Raw genomic sequence first — 19,025 nt, 5'->3', positions numbered from 1 at the left:
ATGTTAAAAGTAAGTAATATTCAGAAAAACTTTAATGGCAATCATGTGTTAAAAGGCATTGATTTTGAAATTAATAAAGGTGAAGTGGTAGCAATTTTAGGGCCGTCTGGTTCAGGAAAAACTACCTTTTTACGTTGCTTAAATTTGCTTGAGAGACCAGAGCAAGGCATTTTGGAATTTACTGATGGTAGTCTAAAAATTGATTTTAGCCAGAAAATTAGTAAAGCAGATGAATTGAAGTTGCGCCGACGTTCATCAATGGTATTCCAACAATATAATTTATTTCCTCATCGTTCCGCCCTTGACAATATCATGGAAGGAATGGTTGTCGTGCAAAAACAAGATAAGAGTCAGGCTAGAGAAAAGGCTCTTAGCTTGTTAGAGAAGGTGGGACTAAAAAATAAAGCGGATTTATTTCCATCTCAACTTTCTGGCGGTCAGCAACAGCGAGTCGGAATTGCCCGAGCCCTTGCGGTAAAACCTGATATTATTTTATTAGATGAACCTACATCGGCGTTAGATCCAGAATTGGTTGGCGAGGTGTTACAAACATTAAAAATGCTTGCTCAAGAAGGTTGGACAATGATTATTGTTACTCATGAAATACAGTTTGCGAAAGATGTTGCAGATCGTGTGATTTTGATGGCGGATGGGAATATTGTAGAACAAAATACAGCAGATAAATTCTTTTCTTGCCCACAACACGAGCGGACTAAACAGTTCTTGCTACAAGCAAAAATACCACTGGATCCAGATTATTGTATTTAAAGTGCGGTAAATTTTTAGAGAGTTTTCTGAATAATGGATTATTTAGGATTTAATTGAAATGTGATGAATTTCACAAGTTGAGAATTAAATGCCTCTGAATCTTTACATTATCAACGCACAATGCAAGAATGATCGCATTCAAATTTAAGTCAACAGGAGTAAATTATGACTTTCGCAGAACGTTTAAAACAAGAATTTGTTTCTGGTTGGAAACCTTTTGAGGTAGTTTGGCTTGCGCTTTTCATCATTGCGCAGATTTGGGCTTATGTACAAGCGCCAGATTCTTGGTTAGCAATGATTTCTGGTATTTCCGGTATTTTGTGTGTGGTATTGGTAAGTAAAGGTAAAATTAGTAATTATTTCTTTGGATTAATTTTTGCTTACACTTATTTTTATGTCGCTTGGGGATCAAATTTCTTAGGCGAAATGAATACTGTACTCTATGTATATTTACCATCTCAATTTATTGGTTACTTCATGTGGAAAGCTAATATGCAAAACAGTGATGGTGGAGAAAGTGTGATTGCCAAAGCTTTAACTGTTAAAGGATGGATGACATTAATTGTTGTGACTACGGTTGGTACTTTGCTTTTTGTTCAAGCATTACAAGCAGCTGGTGGTAGTTCAACAGGTTTAGATGGTCTAACCACAATTATTACAGTTGCTGCACAGATTTTAATGATTTTGCGTTATCGTGAACAGTGGTTGTTATGGATTGCTTTAAATATCCTTTCTATTTTCTTATGGGCAGAAACTCCAGCCATGTACTTAATGTACTCAGCCTACTTACTTAACTCGTTGTATGGTTATTATAACTGGACGAAATTGGTTAAACGTAGCTAAACACACTTAAGCAAAATTAGAAACAAAAAAGAGCGGTAATTTTACCGCTCTTTTTTCTTTGCTTTGAAGATTAACGCATGGTCACGAATTCTTCTGAACCCGTTGGGTGAATAGCCACGGTGTTATCAAAATCAGCTTTTGTTGCGCCCATTTTGATTGCTACGGCAAATCCCTGAATCATTTCATCTACACCGAAACCAATACCATGTAAACCCACAACTTTTTCATCTTTACCCACACAAACTAATTTCATTTTGCACGGTTGGCGATGTTGAGTGACTGCAGTGTACATTGCAGTGAAAGAGGATTTATATACCTTAACATTTTCAGCACCATATTGTTCGATAGCTTGAGGTTCGGTTAAACCTACAGTGCCGATTGGTGGATGGCTGAATACAACGGTTGGAACCAAATTGTAATCTAAATGTTCAGTCGGTTTATTATTGAATAAACGCTCAGAAAGGCGACGACCCGCTGCAACTGCAACTGGTGTTAATTCAATACCATTTTCGATAATATCGCCTACTGCATAAATGCCTTTCACATTTGTATTTTGATATTTATCTACTTTGACATAGCCGCGTTCATTTGTTTCTACACCTGCATTTTCTAAGCCAATTTTATCTGTCGCTGGAACGCGACCTGCAGCCCAAATAACACAGTCCACAGTAACATCAGATTTACCATCACATTTTACTGTAAGAGAGCCATCTGCATTTTTAACAATTTCAGATGGTGTGGAATTGGTATGTAATTGAATTCCATCTTGCGCAAGCACTTCCACTAATGTTTCTACGATTAATGGATCTTGATTACGCATTGGTGCATGGCGACGTACTAATAAATGCGTTTCCACGCCTAGGCTGTTTAATACACCAGAAAGTTCAACGGCAATATAACCGGCCCCGATAACAGCAGCGCGTTTTGGTAATTCGGTTAATGCAAAGAAACCATCTGAATCAATGCCGTATTCTTGTCCTTTAATGTTTGGACGATATGGACGACCACCAGTTGCGATTAAAATGTGATCTGCGGTTACTTGTTCTTTTGTACCATCAGTAAGTGTTACTTCAATGGTATGGGCATCGACAAATTTTCCGAAACCGTTAATTACATCAATATTATTTTTCGCTAATACATTGTTATAAGATGTATGAATACGACCAATATAGGCTTGGCGACTTTCAATCAGTTTTGAAAAATCAAATTTTTTTACTTCAACATCAAAACCATAATCTGGCGCATAATTGTTAATTGCTTCTGCAATATGTGCACCATAAAACATTACTTTTTTAGGTACGCAACCTACATTTACACAAGTGCCGCCAAGATGTTTGGCTTCAATGATTGCGCATTTTTTTCCATAGCTTGCAGCACGATTTAGAGAAGCAATACCGCCACTGCCACCGCCAATAGCGATGTAATCATAATGTTTAGTCATAGTTTAATCCTTCTTTGAACTCAAAAATTTTCCGTATTTTGCCTAATTTTTATAAAGAATGCTATAAATTGATGTAATTGGTTTTATGAATATTTTTATTCTTTTTGAACATCTAATTAGCTTTAGATGATTTTATGGGAAAAGTAGTATGTAGAATAAAATGGCCTCATAAAAAATGAGGAAGGTTATATTAACCTTCCTCACTTAAGAGCATATCTAATTAGCTATGTGATTAATTAGCATATTGGTTAATAGCCGCGGATACTTCTTGATCTTGATAAATGTTATTCACAATATCGTTAAATGTTTGAGACAGAACTTTTTGAATTTCGTCATTATCTGCATTTAATGCGCCTTCTTGTGAACGAGTAGCATTAAATGCTTTGTTATATGAACCTTTCGCACCTTGAACATAAACAGTCGCTTGAATTTTGGTATTAAGTTTATAACGAAGATTACCTTGTTCTACTTGCGTAGCAAATTCACGCACATCCACAGTTACCCACGCATTTGATCCATTGGATTGCCCAATTCTGAAACCTTTACTAATAAGATTTTGTTGCATCACTTGTTGGAATAATTGTGTAACACTTGGTGATGAATTTAATTTAATGAGTTCTCCACGTTTGGTATAGCTCGCAATATCTTGCGTTGTGCGGCTATCTTTCGTTGTTACATACACAATCGCATTTTGATTAATGTTCATTGTGGCATTCGGTGCTGGTGGTGTGAACGTTAATGTATTTGATTGTGCTTGGCAGCCAGCAAGGAACAGCGTAGCGGCTGCAATACTTACTGCTGATAATGTTTTGATTTTGTTTGATAATGTCATAATTTCCCCAATGAGCCAGTTAAAACTGTGTTATTCTTGCAAACTTCATTGCTAATGTATAGCGTTTCATTGTGATTTTGTGGAGATTTATGATGTCTGTTCAACAAACTATCGAACAAAAAATTCAACTAGAATTTCAACCGCACTTTTTTACTGTAGAAAATGAAAGCCACTTACATAGTTCTGGTCGTGGTGCGGAATCTCATTTTAAATGTGTGATTGTGAGTAATGTTTTTGAAGGAATGCGTAAAGTGCAGCGTCACCAACGTGTTTATCAATTGCTTGCAGATGAGCTAAATAGCAGTGTTCATGCGTTAGCATTGCATTTGTTTACTGTAGACGAATGGCGCAAATTAAGTGAGAAAATTCCCGCTTCAACGAAATGCGCAGGCGTTGGACATTAATTTTTATGTTATGAAGATGTAACATTTTTTTGATATATCGCAAAAGGTTTTTACAAAAAAGTAGGCGTTTAAGTAGCGAAAAAAGCAGATTTTCGCTAAAATAAGGCGCTTAATTTTATCCAAATTCAATTTCTCGATAAGCATGTTTATCGTGAAGTTAACCGATTTGAGTTTTTTATTTTTGTGGCATTGATGTCTTTCTAAAGGTGCTTTGTCACGCTCAAACACGAGATTGCATTTAACTTGTTTATTTGCAATTGTATTTTTAACCTTGAAAAGTAGTGCAAACAGTATGATTACAATTAAGAAAGGCTTGGATCTCCCAATTGCGGGAAAACCGGCACAAGTAATCCACAACGGAAATGTTGTGAATCAAGTTGCGATTCTAGGTGAGGAGTATGTGGGGATGCGTCCTTCGATGAAGGTGCGCGAAGGCGATGTTGTAAAGAAAGGCCAAGTGCTTTTTGAAGACAAGAAAAATCCAGGTGTGATTTTTACAGCCCCTGCAAGTGGTACTATCACTGTAATCAATCGTGGTGAGAAGCGCGTATTACAATCTGTCGTAATTAATGTGGAAGGAAATGAGCAAATCACTTTCGCAAAATATAGTGCGGAACAATTGAATACGCTTTCTTCTGAACAAGTAAAACAAAACCTTGTTGAATCAGGTTTATGGACTGCATTACGTACTCGTCCATTTAGCAAAGTGCCTGCGATTGATAGTGAGCCGTCCTCAATTTTCGTGAATGCAATGGATACCAATCCATTAGCCGCAGATCCTGCAATTGTGCTAAAAGAATTTTGGCAAGATTTCACGAATGGTTTAACGGTATTAAGTCGTTTATTCCCTTCAAAACCGTTACACTTGTGTAAAGCAGGTGATACCAATATCCCAACAGTTGATCTTGAAAATTTACAGATTCATGATTTTGGTGGCGTTCACCCTGCGGGGCTTGTTGGTACTCATATTCATTTTATTGATCCTGTTGGTGTAAATAAAACTGTATGGCACATCAATTATCAAGATGTGATCGCAGTGGGTAAATTATTTACAACAGGCGAGCTTTATGTTGAACGTGTTATTTCTCTTGCTGGTCCGCAAGTGAAAGAGCCTCGTTTAATTCGCACTGTAATTGGCGCTAATCTCTCTCAATTAACCCAAAATGAATTAAGTGCGGGTGAAAATCGCGTAATTTCTGGTTCAGTTCTTTGTGGCCAAACTGCAAAAGGTGCTCATGACTATTTAAGTCGTTATGCATTGCAAGTATCGGTAATCGCTGAAGGTAATGAGAAAGAATTTCTTGGCTGGATTACACCGCAATCAAATAAATATTCAATTACTCGTACAGTGTTGGGTCACTTCGGTAAGAAATTATTCAATTTTACTACCGCAGAAAACGGTGGTGAGCGTGCAATGGTTCCAATTGGTAGCTATGAGCGTGTTATGCCGTTGGATATTTTACCGACATTATTATTACGTGATTTAATCGTGGGTGATACCGATGGTGCTCAAGCGTTAGGTTGTCTTGAATTAGATGAAGAAGACTTAGCATTATGCTCTTTCGTTTGCCCAGGCAAATATGAATACGGTTCAATCTTGCGTCAAGTACTAGATAAGATTGAGAAGGAAGGTTAAAAATGGGTTTGAAAAATCTTTTTGAAAAAATGGAACCCGCGTTTTTACCTGGTGGTAAATACAGCAAGCTTTATCCGATATTTGAATCGATTTATACCTTGCTTTATACACCAGGTACAGTAACGCACAAAAACACTCACGTTCGTGATGCGTTAGACTCAAAACGTATGATGATTACGGTTTTCCTTGCGTTGTTCCCTGCGATTTTCTACGGGATGTACAATGTGGGTAACCAAGCGATTCCAGCCTTAAATCAATTAGGCAATTTAGATCAACTAATTGCTAACGATTGGCACTATGCACTTGCAAGTTCATTAGGTTTAGATTTAACTGCCAATGCAACTTGGGGCTCGAAAATGGCGCTGGGAGCGATCTTCTTCTTACCAATTTACTTAGTGGTTTTTACCGTTTGTACAATTTGGGAATTGTTGTTCTCAGTGGTGCGTGGTCATGAAGTAAATGAAGGGATGTTCGTTTCAACCATTTTATTTGCGTTAATCGTTCCACCAACATTGCCATTATGGCAAGCCGCATTAGGTATTACTTTTGGTATCGTTGTTGCAAAAGAAATTTTTGGTGGCGTTGGTCGTAACTTCATGAACCCTGCACTTGCAGGCCGAGCTTTCTTGTTCTTCGCCTATCCAGCTCAAATTTCAGGTGATACTGTTTGGACTGCTGCTGATGGTTTCTCTGGTGCAACCGCACTTTCACAATGGTCACAAGGTGGTCAGGGAGCATTACAACATACAGCCACTGGCGCTCCAATCACTTGGATGGATGCTTTTGTTGGTAACTTACCTGGTTCAATGGGTGAAGTTTCTACGCTTGCAATTTTAATCGGTGGCGCAGTGATTGTGTTCACTCGTATTGCTGCATGGCGCATCATTGCTGGTGTGATGATTGGTATGATTGCAACTTCAACGTTATTCAATTTAGTGGGTTCTGATACTAACCCAATGTTCTCAATGCCTTGGCATTGGCACCTTGTTTTAGGTGGATTTGCATTAGGTATGGTATTTATGGCAACAGACCCTGTTTCAGCATCCTTTACCAATGCAGGTAAGTGGTGGTACGGTGCATTAATTGGTGTAATGGCTGTATTAATTCGTACTGTAAACCCAGCTTATCCGGAGGGAATGATGTTAGCGATTTTATTTGCAAACTTATTTGCACCGATTTTCGACTACATCGTTGTTCAAGCAAATATCAAACGTCGGAGAGCAAGAACAAATGGCTAAGTTTAATAAAGACAGCGTTGGTGGTACAGTTACCGTTGTTGTATTGCTAAGTTTAGTGTGTTCTATCATTGTTTCCGGTGCCGCGGTGGCATTGAAATCGAAACAAGATGAGCAAAAAGCACTGGACGTTCAACGTAATATTTTAACGGTTGCTGGCTTAATGAAAGAAGATAATGCTTCCGTCATTAAAGACACTTATAACAAGTTTATTGAACCACGTTTAGTGGATTTGCAAAGTGGTGATTTTGTTCAAGCATCAAAAGAGGATGTAGAAAAATTTGATCCAAAAACAGCAGTAAAATCGACCGCACTTAGTCAAGCCATTCCTGTGGAACAAGATAAAGCCGGAATTAAAGTGCGTGCCAATCAAGCGCGAGTTTATCTTGTAAAAGATGAACAAGGTCAAGTCAATCAAGTCATATTGCCGATGTACGGTCGCGGTTTATGGTCAACAATGTACGGTTTTGTTGCGGTTGCCCCAGATGCCAATACCATCAAAGGCATTACTTACTATGATCAAGGTGAAACAGCAGGTCTTGGTGGTGAAATTGCCAATCCGCGTTGGCAAGCACTTTTCGTAGATAAAAAACTGTTTGATGATGATCAACGTGTGGCTATTCGTATTGCTAAAAATGCTTCTTCTAACAAAGAATACGGTGTTGATGCTTTATCAGGTGCAACTTTAACCTCAAATGGTGTGCAAGGTTCCTTTGATTATTGGTTTAGTCAAAACGGTTTTGGTCCATTCTTAGCAAAATTTAAAGCGGGGGCAAGATAATGGCTGATGCAAAAAGCAATTTAAAAGCACTTTTGCTTGATCCGATCGTAAAAAATAACCCGATTGCGCTGCAAATTTTGGGTATTTGTTCTGCATTAGCGGTCACAACTCAATTACAAACCGCGATCGTTATGGCCATTGCGGTAAGTTTAGTAACTGGTTTTTCCAGTATGTTTATTTCAATGATTCGTCATTACATTCCAAATAGTATTCGTATCATTGTACAACTGGCAATTATCGCTTCTTTGGTAATCTTAGTTGACCAAGTATTGAAAGCTTTTGCTTATGGTTTATCTAAGCAGCTCTCGGTATTTGTAGGCTTGATTATTACTAACTGTATCGTGATGGGCCGTGCAGAAGCTTTTGCGATGAAATCTCGTCCACTTGAGAGCTTTGTTGATGGTATCGGTAACGGTTTAGGTTACGGTGCAATTTTATTAATTGTTGCAACGTTACGTGAGTTAATCGGTTCTGGTCGTTTACTTGGCTTTCCAGTATTCCAAACCATTCAAGACGGTGGTTGGTATCAACCAAACGGCTTGTTCCTTCTTGCACCAAGTGCGTTCTTTATTATCGGCTTCATCATTTGGGGCTTAAGAACGTGGAAACCTGAGCAACAGGAGAAATAATCAATGGAACATTATATTAGCCTATTTGTGAAGGCGATCTTCATTGAAAATATGGCGCTTTCTTTCTTCTTAGGGATGTGTACTTTCCTTGCTGTATCAAAAAAAGTGTCAACCGCATTCGGCTTAGGGGTTGCAGTAACAGTTGTGCTTGGCATTTCTGTGCCAGCGAACCAATTTGTATTTGAACATGTGTTAAAAGATGGCGCCTTAGTTGAAGGGGTAGATTTATCCTTCTTAAGCTTTATTACATTTATCGGTATTATCGCGGGTATCGTTCAAATTCTTGAAATGACGCTCGATAAATTCTTCCCTGCACTGTATAACGCATTGGGGATTTTCCTTCCGCTTATTGCCGTAAACTGTGCGATCTTTGGTGGCGTATCCTTTGCGATTCAACGTGAATATACCTTCGCAGAATCTGCCGTGTACGGTATTGGTGCAGGCTTGGGATGGATGTTAGCAATTGTTGCGCTTGCAGGTTTAACTGAAAAAATGAAATATGCTGATGTACCGGCAGGCTTGAAAGGATTAGGAATAACCTTTATTTCTGCTGGATTGATGGCGCTTGGCTTTATGTCATTCTCTGGTATTCAATTATAAGGAGGCATAAATGAGCGAATCTTCAATTTTATTATTAGGTGTTGCAGCATTTACTGCTATTATTTTAGTACTCGTTGCGATTATCTTGTTTGCCAAGTCAAAACTAGTCGATTCTGGTGATATTACTATTGGTATCAATAACGATCCAGAGAAAGCGATTACATTACCTGCAGGTGGCAAATTATTAGGTGCTCTAGCAAGTAAAGGTATTTTCGTGTCTTCTGCTTGTGGCGGTGGCGGCTCTTGTGGTCAATGTGTGGTAAAAGTGAAAAATGGTGGCGGAGAAATTCTTCCAACCGAACTTTCTCACATTAACAAACGTGAAGCAAAAGAAGGTTATCGTCTAGCTTGTCAAGTTAACGTGAAAGGTAATATGGAAGTTGAACTTCCAGAAGAAATCTTCGGTGTGAAAAAATGGGAATGTACTGTTATTTCTAACGATAACAAAGCAACCTTTATCAAAGAGCTTAAATTGGCTATTCCTGAAGGCGAGGAAGTGCCATTCCGCGCGGGTGGTTATATCCAAATCGAAGCTGATCCACATGTGGTGAACTATAAGGATTTCGATATTCCTGAAGAATACCATGAAGACTGGGATAAATATGATTTATGGCGTTATGTCTCTAAAGTGGACGAGCATATTATTCGTGCCTACTCAATGGCTTCATACCCAGAAGAGAAAGGCATTATTATGCTTAACGTACGTATTGCAACGCCTCCGCCACGTCAACCTGATGCACCTCCAGGTCAAATGTCTTCATACATTTGGTCATTAAAAGCAGGTGACAAAGTTACTATTTCTGGTCCATTTGGTGAATTCTTTGCGAAAGAAACTGATGCAGAAATGGTATTTATCGGTGGTGGTGCGGGTATGGCGCCAATGCGTTCTCATATTTTTGACCAGTTAAAACGTCTCCACTCTAAACGTAAAATGTCATTCTGGTATGGTGCACGTTCTAAACGTGAAATCTTCTATCAAGAAGACTTTGACCAATTACAAGCTGAAAATCCAAACTTTGTATGGCATGTTGCATTATCGGACGCCTTGCCTGAAGATAATTGGACCGGCTATACAGGCTTTATTCACAATGTACTTTATGAAAACTACTTGAAAAATCATGAAGCACCAGAAGATTGTGAATACTATATGTGTGGACCTCCGGTGATGAATGCAGCTGTAATTAAAATGTTGAAAGATCTTGGTGTTGAAGATGAAAACATTTTATTAGATGACTTTGGTGGCTGATTTTAGTTAATCAATTCATCATAAAAACTGACCGCACTTTGTGATAAAGTGCGGTCAAAATTTAAGGTATTTTTAGAAATTTTCTATGATTACAGGTAAGTTTTGTTGAGTTTGCCAGTAATTCATAAATTTAGGAAATCCAGATGAAAAAATTAATAAGCGGTATCATGGCAGTAGTAATGGCGTTAAGTCTTGCAGCCTGTCAAAAAGAAACAAAAGTTATCTCATTAAGTGGTAAAACAATGGGAACGACTTATCATGTTAAATACCTTGATGAAGGCTCAATGAAAGCAACATCTGAAAAGACGCATGAAGAAATTGAAGCAATCTTAAAAGATGTGAACGCGAAAATGTCCACTTACAAAAAAGATTCGGAGCTGAGTCGTTTCAATCAAAATACCCAAGTGAACACACCGATTGAGATTTCAGCAGATTTTGCCAAAGTATTGGCAGAAGCGATTCGTTTAAATAAAGTGACTGAAGGTGCATTGGATGTAACTGTTGGTCCTGTCGTGAATTTATGGGGATTTGGCCCAGAAAAACGCCCAGAAAAACAACCTACGCCAGAACAATTAGCTGAACGCCAAGCTTGGGTTGGTATTGATAAAATTGCCCTCGATATGAGTGGTGCAAAACCGACATTAAGTAAAGCACTTCCTCAAGTTTATGTCGATTTGTCCTCGATTGCTAAAGGCTTTGGCGTTGATCAGGTGGCTGAAAAGTTAGAACAACTAAATGCTCAGAATTACATGGTTGAAATCGGCGGTGAAATTCGTGCGAAAGGAAAAAATATTGAAGGCAAGCCTTGGCAGATCGCAATTGAAAAACCAAACACAACAGGTGAAAGAGCGGTTGAAGCTGTAATTGGATTAGACAATATGGGAATGGCAAGTTCTGGCGATTATCGTATTTACTTTGAAGAAAATGGTAAACGCTTTGCTCATGAAATTGATCCGAAAACAGGTTACCCAATTCAGCATCATTTAGCCTCAATTACGGTACTTGCGCCAACCTCAATGACTGCAGATGGCCTATCAACAGGGTTATTTGTGCTGGGTGAAGACAAGGCGTTAGAAGTGGCTGAGAAAAATAATCTTGCCGTTTACTTAATCATTAAAACAGATAATGGTTTTATCACAAAATCATCCTCTGCTTTCAAAAAATTAACAGAAACAAAAGAATAGTTATGCAAACTTTATTTTTTACTTTAATCGCTTTCGTCGCAATTATATTGTTGATGTCTATCGGATTTATTATCAAAAAACAAAGTTTAAAAGGCAGCTGCGGTGGTTTATCTGCCCTTGGTATTGCTAAAGCTTGCGATTGTGATAAACCTTGTGACACGCTTCAATCAAAATTAGATGCGGGCGATGAACAAGCGAAAGCTGAATATGAGCAAAAATTTGCGAAAAAAGATGATGATTCGCAATTTTATGAAGTGAAATAACTTGCTCAAAAATGACCGCACTTTATGTGCAAAATAAAATTAACGGCAAAATTATTTTGCCGTTTTCTCATTCAATGACCAATGTGCTTCGCCTTAACCGAAGTTACGGGAGAACTATGTTAATTTCAAATACTTATAATCAACACTTTCCTCAACTTACACAAGAACAGCTTGCGAGAAATGCTACCAAAAAAGTGATTTGTGGTATGTCTGGCGGAGTGGATTCTTCTGTGTCAGCTTTTATTCTTCAACAGCAAGGCTATCAGGTGGAAGGCCTGTTTATGAAAAACTGGGAAGAAGATGATGATACGGATTACTGCACTGCAGCAGCTGATCTTGCAGATGCTCAGGCTGTATGTGATAAGTTGGGTATTAAACTACATAAAATTAATTTTGCGGCAGAATATTGGGATAATGTCTTTGAGCATTTTCTGACTGAATATAAAGCAGGGCGCACGCCGAACCCAGATATTTTGTGTAATAAAGAAATTAAATTTAAAGCATTTTTAGAATATGCAGCTGAAGATCTTGGTGCCCATTACATTGCAACAGGACATTATGTACGTAGAGCTGGTGATGATGAAAATGTAAAATTATTACGTGGTCTAGACGCCAATAAAGATCAAAGTTATTTTCTTTATACCTTAAGCCATAAACAAGTAGGGCAAAGTTTATTCCCCGTTGGTGAAATCGAGAAGCCCATTGTTCGCGCTATTGCTGAAGATCTTGGTTTAATTACAGCGAAGAAAAAAGACTCTACAGGTATTTGTTTTATTGGTGAGCGTAAATTTAAGGATTTCTTAGCTCGTTACTTACCTGCTCAACCTGGCGATATTCGTACTGTTGATGGTGAAATTATTGGTCGCCATGATGGTTTGATGTATCACACGTTGGGACAGCGCAAAGGATTAGGCATTGGTGGTTTGAAAAATGCGGGTGATGAGGCTTGGTATGTGGTAGATAAGGATGTGGGAAATAATGAACTTATTGTTGCTCAAGGGAATGACCATCCTCGTTTATTTTCAAAAGGTTTGATTGCTAGCCAATTACATTGGGTTGATCGCGAACCAATTCGAGAGTTATTACGTTGCACGGTGAAAACACGTTATCGCCAACAAGATATTCCTTGTGTGATTGAACCTATTGATGATGAAACTATTCGAGTGATTTTCGATGAACCACAATCAGCCGTCACACCAGGACAATCTGCCGTATTTTACCTTGGTGAAGTTTGTTTGGGCGGTGGTATTATCGAAGAAAGAATATAAAACAAAGATACTAAAAGCGCATTTTATGCGCTTTTAGACTATTTATTCAAACCAAATGACACTTGCCATTCGGCCCGTTTGGTTGTCACGGCGATAAGAAAAGAACAATTCTTTTTCATTGAATGTACAGTGATTTCCACCATAAATTTGCGTAATGCCCAGATTATTTAATCGTTGAGTTGCTATTTGATAAAGATTACCTAGGTATTTACCTTCTTCTATTGCATCAGGTTGAAAGGCGAGTTTGGCTTTTTCATCTACCGCAACAAACTGTTTTACAACATCAACTCCAACTTGAAATGCAGTTGGGCCAATTGCAGGGCCAAACCAGGCGATAATATCTTCAGGTTTGGCCTGAAAGCATTTTACCGTTTCTTCCAATACGCCATCACATAAACCACGCCAGCCAGCATGTGCTGCAGCTACTTCATTACCCGATGTTGTGGTGAATAGAACTGGCAAACAGTCTGCAGTCATAACAGCACAAACTTGATGAGGTACATTTGTATAAACTGCATCCGCTTCAAGATTTTGTCCTGAATAAGGTAATTGAATGACTCGAGTGCTGTGTGTTTGAGTTAGAAATATAGGTGTTTGTGGCAAACCAAATTTTTCGACTAATAAAGTGCGGTTGGTTTTTACCGCACTTTTGTTATCACCGACATGATCGCCTAAGTTAAAACTAAAATAAGACGTCAAGCTCACGCCCCCTTCACGAGTAGTGGTAAAAGCATGAATATTCTTTGGTACGTTCCAATTGGGGTTAATCGCTTGCATATTAATAATCTAACTCATCTTGATGTTCGAGATAGTCTGCTTTGAGTGCATTTAGCAATTCAACGAAATCATCAGGTAATGGGGCATACCATTCCATCATTTCACCTGTAATTGGATGAGCTAAGCGTAACATGACTGCATGTAAAGCTTGGCGTTTGAAATTACGCAATACTTCCATAAAGTCTTCACTCGCATTTTTTGGTGGACGAGGACGTCCGCCATAGGTTTGATCGCCTAGCAATGGATGGGCAATATGTGCCATATGAACACGGATTTGGTGTGTACGCCCCGTTTCCAAACGTAAACGTAAACGGGTGTAGTTACGGTAATTTTCCATAATACGATAATGGGTGACAGCGGGTTTCCCCATTGGATGAACCGCCATTAAAGTACGTTTGGTTGCATGACGAGCCATAGGTTGATCTACTGTGCCACCTTTGGTCATAATGCCTGAAGCGACCGCTTCATATTCACGCGTAATTTTGCGTTTTTGTAAGTCGCGTACTAACTTAGTTTGTGCCGGAATAGTTTTCGCAACAACCATTAGACCTGTCGTATCTTTATCTAATCGATGCACAATTCCTGCTCTCGGTACTTCTGCAATAGGCGGATAATGATAGAGTAGCGCATTGAGCACAGTTCCATTTGGATTGCCAGCACCAGGGTGTACAACAAGATCTTTGGGTTTGTTAATCACAATAATGTCGTTATCTTCATACACGATATTCAATGGAATATTTTCTGGTTCAAAACGTGTCTCATCTTCTACTTCTACGGTAATTTCTATTTTTTCTCCTCCGAGTACTTTCTCACGCGGAATATTGGCAATGTGATCATTAAGTTTGACGAGATCAGCTTCAATCCACGTTTTTAATCGGGAGCGAGAATATTCAGGGAACAACTCTGCAAGTGTTTGGTCTAAACGCTGTCCCATTTGTTCTGGCTGCACTTCAGCCGAAAGGGTAATTTGTGGCATAAATAGCTCTCAAAAATTTTAAAAGTTGGCTTATTGATTAATGTTCTATACAATAGCGGACAATTGTATCTTATTTATTGGTTTTCGTAAAAATTAAGGAAAAAACAATGCGTAAAATAAAATCTTTGGCATTGCTTGCCGTGGCAGCATTGGTTGTTGGATGTTCAAGTGGTTCAAAAGATGTGGAACAAGCATCAGTAAATGAGTTGTACACTAAAGGTGTTACATCATTACAAGAAGGCGGTTATTCTGAAGCTATTCGTTATTTAAAAGCGGCGACTGAACGTTTTCCTGGTAGTATTTATCAAGAACAGGCGATGCTAGATTTAATTTATGCAAACTATAAAGCGCAAGATTATACGCAAGTATTATTGACGGTAGATAGCTTTTTACATCAATTCCCACAAAGTCCGAACCAAGACTATGCAGTCTATATGGCGGGGTTAACCAACGCTGCAACAGGTGATAATTTCATTCAAGATTTCTTTGGAATTGATCGTGCGACACGTGAAACCACTTCTATGCGTACCGCTTTTTCTAATTTCCAAAATTTAGTTCGTGTATTCCCTAATAGTCCTTATGCTCAAGATGCTTTAGCGCGTATGGCTTATATTAAAGATGCACTTGCTCGCCATGAGTTAGATATTGCAAAATTCTATGCAAAACGTGATGCTTGGGTTGCAGTGTCAAACCGTGTAGTTGGAATGTTGAAACAATATCCTGATGCTAAAGCAACTTATGAAGGTTTGTCTTTGATGAAAGAAGCTTATGAAAAAATGGGTTTAACAGCATTAGCCAATGATACCCAAAAAATTATTGATGCGAATAAAGATAAAACTTTTGCACCAATTGAAAAACCAGATGAGCCAGAATTAAAAGTTCCGACTGCTAAATAGCTATAAGATATGAATAAAAAGCCCGAATAATTTCGGGCTTTTTGCTATATATTATCCTCGATGTGCATTTTTCATAATGCGATCTTTTGTTACTTTCCATTCACGCTCTTTAATATCATCGCGTTTATCATGTTGTTTTTTACCTTTGGCTAAACCAATCTTGACTTTTGCCCATGCACTTTTCCAATAAAGAGAAAGCGCTACGATGGTAAAACCGTCTCGGTTTGCTTTGCCAAATAGGGATGCTAATTCGCGTTTATTTAATAATAACTTACGAGTGCGAGTTGGATCACAAATAATATGCGTTGATGCAACATTTAATGGCTGAATGCTTGCGCCGAATAAAAAGGCTTCGCCATTTTTAAAAATGACATAACTATCACTAATGTTTGCCTTGCCTGCGCGCATTGATTTGACTTCCCAGCCTTGTAATTCAAGACCCGCTTCAATTTCATCTTCTATAAAATAATCATGTCTCGCACGTTTATTCAGTGCGATAGTGTTTGATCCTGGTTTTACTTTTTTCTTTGTCATAATTTTTATACCTTATTTTGCTTGGCGCATTTTATCGGATATCTATTTTTATAGCAAAAAAGATCATCTAGGTAGAACTAGCAGTCGCGTTTATTTTCAAATTTTAAAAGATAAAGGATTTATAGAAAACTCAAGAAAAAATCACCGCACTTTTGTAAAAAAAACAGACACATTGCTGTGTCTGTTTAAGTGAGATAAAAAAGATGAATTAAGTTTTGGTGATTTATATAAAGTAAATAAACGATTATTCCAAACGTTTTGCCACTTTAAGCCAATCAGCTTTAAATTCACGATGCATATTATTAATTGCATCAATAATATCATGGTGAACAAGTTGTTCATTTTGGATGCCTACGCAGTAGCCACCTTTACCTTGCAGCAATAAATCTACCGCGTATGCGCCCATACGTGAAGCAAGAATACGGTCAAAAGCACAAGGAGAACCGCCACGTTGAATATGCCCTAAAACAGTTGCACGAGTTTCGTGCCCAACGCGAGCTTCAATTTCTTTTGCGAGAGAATGAACATCGGTTAAAAGTTCAGTGATTGCAATAATTGCATGGCGTTTACCACGAATAATGCTACGTTCAATTTGTTGAATTAATTCTTCGCGATTAAATTCAATTTCTGATGCGACGATATATTCGCAACCACCGGCAATACCTGCAGAAATCGTTAAGTCACTACAATGGCGTCCCATAATTTCAACGATAGAAATACGTTGGTGTGAGCTTGATGTATCGCGTAAACGGTCGATTGCATCGACCGCAGTTTGTAATGCGGTTTGATAGCCGATGGTATAGTCAGTACCTGCAACATCATTATCAATAGTGCCTGGTAAGCCAACACAAGGGAAACCATGTTCTTCGGTTAATAATTTTGCGCCCATGTAAGAACCGTCACCACCGATAACCACAAGTGCATCAATGCCGTGAGAACGTAAAATTTCTGCACATTTCGCACGAACATTGGGATCCTTAAATTCAGGAAAGCGTGCGGAACCTAAGAAAGTACCGCCACGATTAATTACATCAGATACGCTATAGCGATTTAATTGTTTGATTTTATTATTGTATAAGCCCTGGTAACCATCATAGATACCAAACACTTCTAAGCCTTCTGCAAGTGCAGAACGTACTACGCCACGAATTGCGGCATTCATACCTGGCGCATCACCACCACTTGTTAAAACTGCAATTTTTTTAATCATATTTACCTACTTTTAACCGTAATTGGAAACTGGCATAAGATTACATCATTAGAAGTATCTGCTCTAGCAAAATCTGATGAGATTTTGATCCGGCATAATTTTTTACATTATTTTTGACAAAACAGTTGCCACTTCAAATCTTGTAAATGCTTTCTTTCTATATCCACAACGTATTTTTGCAAATGTTGTTGCACTTTATCGACGGATAAATGTTTAGAAAGTGTTGGTTGCTGTACTTTTTGTGAATATTGATACTGAACAAAGCCACATTGTGGTAATTGTCGTCCTTTCATCACATTGACTTGCCAAGATGGATTTTCCTTCGTTGGCGAATAGATGACATATCCATTTAATTCATTTGGATTCGTCGAATTTTCTGGAATAGCATCGAAATGGAAATCTTTTACGCCTGTATTACGATAAATACGTTCTCTCAATGCGATCCGCTCTTTAATTGAACGCGCTGGTTGATTGCGATCAAAGAGAATTTCAATTTCAGATTGCCAATTTTCTAGCGTATCTGGCTTAGCTATATAAACATAGCGTGCAATGGTTTCTAAATCTTGGCTGCCGGTAAGGGCATAATTTTTACCGTTGTGCTCTAACTGTGTAGGAACATTTAATTGAGTCAGTTTAGTTGCACAGCCAGAGAGTATAAGTGCGGTCAATATAACAAAAATTTTATTCATTGATATCTCGCTTAAATACAAATTCGGTTTCAGTTGATGATACTGAATCAAACCAATAACCATCTAAATCAAATTCTTTTAATTGTTCAATGTCGGTCAAACGATTTTGAATAAGATAACGGCTCATTAAGCCTCGTGCTTTTTTAGCATAAAAGCTAATTACTTTGTATTTGCCATTTTTATTGTCTAAGAAAACTGGCTTAATTATCTTGACTTTAAGTTGGTTTTCTTTAATGGATTTATAATATTCATCAGAGGCTAAATTTATCAGAACATTATCACCTTGTTCATCTATAGCTTGTTGAACCGCTTGAGTAATTACATTTCCCCAAAAGGCATACAGATCTTTTCCTTTAGGATTGGCTAATTTTGTGCCCATTTCTAATCGGTAAGGTTGTATTAAATCAAGCGGTTTTAAAAGTCCATAAAGCCCAGAAAGCATACGTAAATGAGATTGAGCAAAAAGTACATCATCCTCAGAAAGTGAATCAGCATCTAACCCCGTATAAACATCGCCTTTAAATGCAAATAATGCAGCGCGGGAATTGTTTTCATTGTGAATTTTTGTCCATTCTGCAAAGCGTGCGGCATTTAGACCGGCTAACTTATCGCTGATAGACATAAGCGATGAAAGATCTTGCGGAGAAAGTTTACGACAAACCTCAATAAGTTGTTCGCTGTAATCAGTAAAGTGCGGTTGAGAAACTGGAAAATTTTTTACCGCATTTTCAAAGTCAAGGGTTTTCGCAGGGGAGATAATGGCTAACATAATCGTCCTTTTATGAAAAAAGAATGGGCGTATATTAGCATAAA

At 38.2% G+C, this 19,025-nt stretch carries 21 protein-coding genes; 13 read left to right on the top strand and 8 right to left on the bottom strand.

Annotated features, from left to right (window positions below):
- Together A8M50_RS08040 and pnuC are read left to right on the top strand one after the other, a co-directional pair.
- A complete protein-coding gene (locus A8M50_RS08040) occupies positions 1 to 768 on the top strand; it encodes an amino acid ABC transporter ATP-binding protein (RefSeq protein ID WP_005645917.1) in 768 nt (255 codons plus the stop codon).
- 165 nt (positions 769 to 933) lie between these two features.
- Positions 934 to 1,611, top strand: a complete 678-nt coding sequence (gene pnuC, locus A8M50_RS08035; protein WP_005645948.1) for a nicotinamide riboside transporter PnuC — start codon at positions 934 to 936, stop codon at positions 1,609 to 1,611.
- A gap of 70 nt (positions 1,612 to 1,681) precedes the next feature.
- On the opposite strand, the gene gorA is transcribed toward pnuC, so the two are convergent.
- Together gorA and A8M50_RS08025 are read right to left on the bottom strand one after the other, a co-directional pair.
- Positions 1,682 to 3,052: a glutathione-disulfide reductase gene (gene gorA, locus A8M50_RS08030; protein ID WP_005645992.1), complete on the bottom strand. Its 1,371-nt coding sequence runs from the start codon at positions 3,050 to 3,052 to the stop codon at positions 1,682 to 1,684.
- A gap of 232 nt (positions 3,053 to 3,284) precedes the next feature.
- Positions 3,285 to 3,884, bottom strand: coding sequence for a YajG family lipoprotein (locus A8M50_RS08025; RefSeq protein ID WP_005631370.1), 600 nt, complete (start codon positions 3,882 to 3,884; stop codon positions 3,285 to 3,287).
- Between the two features lie 92 nt (positions 3,885 to 3,976).
- Between A8M50_RS08025 and A8M50_RS08020 the strand changes: the two genes are divergently transcribed.
- The 10 genes from A8M50_RS08020 to mnmA all read left to right on the top strand — a co-directional run bounded on the left by A8M50_RS08020 (position 3,977) and on the right by mnmA (position 13,130).
- Positions 3,977 to 4,288, top strand: coding sequence for a BolA family protein (locus A8M50_RS08020; RefSeq protein ID WP_005645959.1), 312 nt, complete (start codon positions 3,977 to 3,979; stop codon positions 4,286 to 4,288).
- A 292-nt stretch (positions 4,289 to 4,580) separates the two neighbouring features.
- On the top strand, positions 4,581 to 5,924 hold the full coding sequence (locus A8M50_RS08015; RefSeq protein ID WP_005645943.1) for a Na(+)-translocating NADH-quinone reductase subunit A: 1,344 nt from the start codon (positions 4,581 to 4,583) through the stop codon (positions 5,922 to 5,924).
- A 2-nt stretch (positions 5,925 to 5,926) separates the two neighbouring features.
- Complete coding sequence (locus A8M50_RS08010; protein WP_005636872.1) at positions 5,927 to 7,162, top strand: NADH:ubiquinone reductase (Na(+)-transporting) subunit B; 1,236 nt, start codon at positions 5,927 to 5,929, stop codon at positions 7,160 to 7,162.
- Entirely contained in the window at positions 7,155 to 7,940 is a 786-nt protein-coding gene (locus A8M50_RS08005; RefSeq protein WP_005633382.1) for a Na(+)-translocating NADH-quinone reductase subunit C, read from the top strand. The genes A8M50_RS08010 and A8M50_RS08005 overlap by 8 nt, the downstream gene beginning before the upstream one ends.
- A complete protein-coding gene (locus A8M50_RS08000; RefSeq protein ID WP_005633380.1) occupies positions 7,940 to 8,569 on the top strand; it encodes an NADH:ubiquinone reductase (Na(+)-transporting) subunit D in 630 nt (209 codons plus the stop codon). Before A8M50_RS08005 ends, A8M50_RS08000 begins: the two co-directional genes overlap by 1 nt.
- Before the next feature lie 3 nt (positions 8,570 to 8,572).
- Complete coding sequence (gene nqrE, locus A8M50_RS07995; protein ID WP_005633378.1) at positions 8,573 to 9,169, top strand: NADH:ubiquinone reductase (Na(+)-transporting) subunit E; 597 nt, start codon at positions 8,573 to 8,575, stop codon at positions 9,167 to 9,169.
- 10 nt (positions 9,170 to 9,179) lie between these two features.
- The gene (gene nqrF / locus A8M50_RS07990) at positions 9,180 to 10,415 is read left to right on the top strand and encodes an NADH:ubiquinone reductase (Na(+)-transporting) subunit F (protein WP_005636875.1); all 1,236 of its coding nucleotides are present in this window, start codon (positions 9,180 to 9,182) and stop codon (positions 10,413 to 10,415) included.
- Between the two features lie 143 nt (positions 10,416 to 10,558).
- The gene (locus A8M50_RS07985; protein ID WP_005645874.1) at positions 10,559 to 11,599 is read left to right on the top strand and encodes an FAD:protein FMN transferase; all 1,041 of its coding nucleotides are present in this window, start codon (positions 10,559 to 10,561) and stop codon (positions 11,597 to 11,599) included.
- 2 nt (positions 11,600 to 11,601) lie between these two features.
- Positions 11,602 to 11,862: a (Na+)-NQR maturation NqrM gene (nqrM, locus tag A8M50_RS07980; RefSeq protein ID WP_005633372.1), complete on the top strand. Its 261-nt coding sequence runs from the start codon at positions 11,602 to 11,604 to the stop codon at positions 11,860 to 11,862.
- Between the two features lie 116 nt (positions 11,863 to 11,978).
- Complete coding sequence (gene mnmA / locus A8M50_RS07975) at positions 11,979 to 13,130, top strand: tRNA 2-thiouridine(34) synthase MnmA (protein WP_100209111.1); 1,152 nt, start codon at positions 11,979 to 11,981, stop codon at positions 13,128 to 13,130.
- A 42-nt stretch (positions 13,131 to 13,172) separates the two neighbouring features.
- Here the strand turns inward: mnmA and pgeF are convergent, their stop codons facing one another.
- Both pgeF and rluD read right to left on the bottom strand, forming a co-directional pair.
- Positions 13,173 to 13,907 (bottom strand): peptidoglycan editing factor PgeF, encoded by a 735-nt coding sequence (pgeF, locus tag A8M50_RS07970; RefSeq protein ID WP_005645974.1) that lies wholly within the window; start codon positions 13,905 to 13,907, stop codon positions 13,173 to 13,175.
- A 1-nt stretch (position 13,908) separates the two neighbouring features.
- Positions 13,909 to 14,883 (bottom strand): 23S rRNA pseudouridine(1911/1915/1917) synthase RluD, encoded by a 975-nt coding sequence (gene rluD, locus A8M50_RS07965; protein WP_005645979.1) that lies wholly within the window; start codon positions 14,881 to 14,883, stop codon positions 13,909 to 13,911.
- A gap of 107 nt (positions 14,884 to 14,990) precedes the next feature.
- On the opposite strand from rluD, the gene A8M50_RS07960 reads away from it, so the two are divergent.
- Entirely contained in the window at positions 14,991 to 15,779 is a 789-nt protein-coding gene (locus A8M50_RS07960) for an outer membrane protein assembly factor BamD (protein ID WP_005636887.1), read from the top strand.
- A gap of 51 nt (positions 15,780 to 15,830) precedes the next feature.
- Here the strand turns inward: A8M50_RS07960 and smpB are convergent, their stop codons facing one another.
- The 4 genes from smpB to yaaA form a co-directional block, all read right to left on the bottom strand.
- Positions 15,831 to 16,313, bottom strand: a complete 483-nt coding sequence (gene smpB, locus A8M50_RS07955; RefSeq protein WP_005645898.1) for an SsrA-binding protein SmpB — start codon at positions 16,311 to 16,313, stop codon at positions 15,831 to 15,833.
- A gap of 244 nt (positions 16,314 to 16,557) precedes the next feature.
- The gene (gene pfkA, locus A8M50_RS07950) at positions 16,558 to 17,523 is read right to left on the bottom strand and encodes a 6-phosphofructokinase (RefSeq protein WP_005633361.1); all 966 of its coding nucleotides are present in this window, start codon (positions 17,521 to 17,523) and stop codon (positions 16,558 to 16,560) included.
- A gap of 107 nt (positions 17,524 to 17,630) precedes the next feature.
- Positions 17,631 to 18,212 (bottom strand): HI_0983 family protein, encoded by a 582-nt coding sequence (locus tag A8M50_RS07945; RefSeq protein WP_005646014.1) that lies wholly within the window; start codon positions 18,210 to 18,212, stop codon positions 17,631 to 17,633.
- A complete protein-coding gene (gene yaaA / locus A8M50_RS07940) occupies positions 18,205 to 18,981 on the bottom strand; it encodes a peroxide stress protein YaaA (RefSeq protein ID WP_005645882.1) in 777 nt (258 codons plus the stop codon). The genes A8M50_RS07945 and yaaA overlap by 8 nt, the downstream gene beginning before the upstream one ends.
- Positions 18,982 to 19,025 lie beyond the last annotated feature (44 nt).

The sequence above is a fragment of the Haemophilus haemolyticus genome, from assembly GCF_001679045.1.
Lineage (GTDB): Bacteria > Pseudomonadota > Gammaproteobacteria > Enterobacterales > Pasteurellaceae > Haemophilus > Haemophilus haemolyticus.
Note: the sequence above shows the minus strand (reverse complement) of the source record. Positions and strands in the feature narration are given on the sequence as shown.

Excerpts from the sequence above, each read along its gene's own strand:
- A8M50_RS08040 (WP_005645917.1), top strand. The coding sequence starts at position 1 with ATGTTAAAAGTAAGTAATATTCAGAAAAACTTTAATGGCAATCATGTG.
- pnuC (WP_005645948.1), top strand. The coding sequence starts at position 934 with ATGACTTTCGCAGAACGTTTAAAACAAGAATTTGTTTCTGGTTGGAAA.
- gorA (WP_005645992.1), bottom strand. The coding sequence starts at position 3,052 with ATGACTAAACATTATGATTACATCGCTATTGGCGGTGGCAGTGGCGGT.
- A8M50_RS08025 (WP_005631370.1), bottom strand. The coding sequence starts at position 3,884 with ATGACATTATCAAACAAAATCAAAACATTATCAGCAGTAAGTATTGCA.
- A8M50_RS08020 (WP_005645959.1), top strand. The coding sequence starts at position 3,977 with ATGTCTGTTCAACAAACTATCGAACAAAAAATTCAACTAGAATTTCAA.
- A8M50_RS08015 (WP_005645943.1), top strand. The coding sequence starts at position 4,581 with ATGATTACAATTAAGAAAGGCTTGGATCTCCCAATTGCGGGAAAACCG.
- A8M50_RS08010 (WP_005636872.1), top strand. The coding sequence starts at position 5,927 with ATGGGTTTGAAAAATCTTTTTGAAAAAATGGAACCCGCGTTTTTACCT.
- A8M50_RS08005 (WP_005633382.1), top strand. The coding sequence starts at position 7,155 with ATGGCTAAGTTTAATAAAGACAGCGTTGGTGGTACAGTTACCGTTGTT.
- A8M50_RS08000 (WP_005633380.1), top strand. The coding sequence starts at position 7,940 with ATGGCTGATGCAAAAAGCAATTTAAAAGCACTTTTGCTTGATCCGATC.
- nqrE (WP_005633378.1), top strand. The coding sequence starts at position 8,573 with ATGGAACATTATATTAGCCTATTTGTGAAGGCGATCTTCATTGAAAAT.
- nqrF (WP_005636875.1), top strand. The coding sequence starts at position 9,180 with ATGAGCGAATCTTCAATTTTATTATTAGGTGTTGCAGCATTTACTGCT.
- A8M50_RS07985 (WP_005645874.1), top strand. The coding sequence starts at position 10,559 with ATGAAAAAATTAATAAGCGGTATCATGGCAGTAGTAATGGCGTTAAGT.
- nqrM (WP_005633372.1), top strand. The coding sequence starts at position 11,602 with ATGCAAACTTTATTTTTTACTTTAATCGCTTTCGTCGCAATTATATTG.
- mnmA (WP_100209111.1), top strand. The coding sequence starts at position 11,979 with ATGTTAATTTCAAATACTTATAATCAACACTTTCCTCAACTTACACAA.
- pgeF (WP_005645974.1), bottom strand. The coding sequence starts at position 13,907 with ATGCAAGCGATTAACCCCAATTGGAACGTACCAAAGAATATTCATGCT.
- rluD (WP_005645979.1), bottom strand. The coding sequence starts at position 14,883 with ATGCCACAAATTACCCTTTCGGCTGAAGTGCAGCCAGAACAAATGGGA.
- A8M50_RS07960 (WP_005636887.1), top strand. The coding sequence starts at position 14,991 with ATGCGTAAAATAAAATCTTTGGCATTGCTTGCCGTGGCAGCATTGGTT.
- smpB (WP_005645898.1), bottom strand. The coding sequence starts at position 16,313 with ATGACAAAGAAAAAAGTAAAACCAGGATCAAACACTATCGCACTGAAT.
- pfkA (WP_005633361.1), bottom strand. The coding sequence starts at position 17,523 with ATGATTAAAAAAATTGCAGTTTTAACAAGTGGTGGTGATGCGCCAGGT.
- A8M50_RS07945 (WP_005646014.1), bottom strand. The coding sequence starts at position 18,212 with ATGAATAAAATTTTTGTTATATTGACCGCACTTATACTCTCTGGCTGT.
- yaaA (WP_005645882.1), bottom strand. The coding sequence starts at position 18,981 with ATGTTAGCCATTATCTCCCCTGCGAAAACCCTTGACTTTGAAAATGCG.